Source organism: Cryobacterium sp. TMB1-7, from assembly GCF_004402435.1.
GTDB classification, from domain to species: domain Bacteria; phylum Actinomycetota; class Actinomycetes; order Actinomycetales; family Microbacteriaceae; genus Cryobacterium; species Cryobacterium zongtaii.
Map to the genome: position 1 here is coordinate 1 of NZ_SOFZ01000004.1, position 1,214 is coordinate 1,214.

Here is a 1,214-nt window from a genome sequence, read left to right on the forward strand (position 1 = left end):
GAGCAGCTGGGCTAGCCGGTTGGCTGGGGTTTCGAGGCCGAGGGTGGGTCGGGGCCGGCGGTTGAGTTTCGCTGCGACGCGAGCCAGATCGTCGGCGGTGTGGCCGGAGAGGTTCGAGCCTTTCTCGAACCAGAACCTCAGCAGCCGGTTCGTGTTCTCGTTGGTTCCGCGCTGCCAGGGCGAGTGCGGGTCGCAGAAGTAAAGCTTGGTGTCCAAGGCAAGTTGGATGCGCTCGTAGTCGGCCAGTTCCGTGCCGCGGTCCCAGGTCACTGAACGGCGCAGGTGATCGGGCAGGTGGCGCATCTCGCGGATCATCGCGGTCGCGACTTCGTCGGCCGTGTGAGGCCCGGGCAAATGCAGCAGGATCGTGAACCGGGTGCTGCGTTCTACGAGGGTCCCGATCGCGGACGAATCGTCTCCGCCGCCGATGATGAGGTCACCTTCCCAATGCCCCGGAACGGCCCGATCGGCGACTTCCGCCGGTCGCTGGCTGATCTTCAACGCGTCCTTATAGGGACTGTTCGATTTGCGGTCCGTGGAGTGCGGAACACGCTTCGTGCGCTTCGTCGAGAGACTTTTAGCCAGATCAGCTCGTAGTTCTCCGCGGGTTTGCACGTATAGCGCCTGGTAGATCGTTTCGTGGCTCACCTGCATAGTCTCGTCACCGTCGAAGTAATGCGCCAACATCGCCGAGATCAATTTCGGGCTCCACCCGTCATCCATCCAGACCTCGATCAACTCGCAGAGCGCCGCGTTGTCGACCAACTTCAGCCGTTTGGGCCGATGCCGGGCCTGGTGTGCCTTGGTATGCGCGACGGACGCGTAGTAGACGCCATCAAGGCTGGTGTTGCGGTGCACTTCCCGCCAGACCACGGACTTGTTCCGACCGATTTCCCGGCCGATCTCGGCGTAGCTCAGGCCCTTGCGACGGCCGAACTGGATCATCGCGCGCTCGGCCAACGTCAACGCCCGACCGCCCTCCACACCACCGTCCGGTGCGGGATCGGCGACGCCACCAACAACGGATCTCGGAGCACTTAGGGCCATGCCGCCAGACTGCTGCCACCACTGCGTCGCGGTATTGACCGACGCGCCCAACGAGGCCGCAGACACCCGCAAACCACCCCCAGAGCAGACCAAATCCACGAACCTCGTCCGCGTTCCCGCCGGAAAAAGCTTGACCATCCAACACTCCTTGAATCAGAGCGTTGCTA

General features: G+C 63.3%; 1 protein-coding gene. It reads right to left on the reverse strand.

The annotated features are described in order from the left end of the window. On the reverse strand, positions 1-1,185 hold a 1,185-nt coding region (locus E3O60_RS00355), incomplete at its 3' end, for an IS30 family transposase (protein WP_134480893.1). Positions 1,186-1,214: the final 29 nt, after the last annotated feature.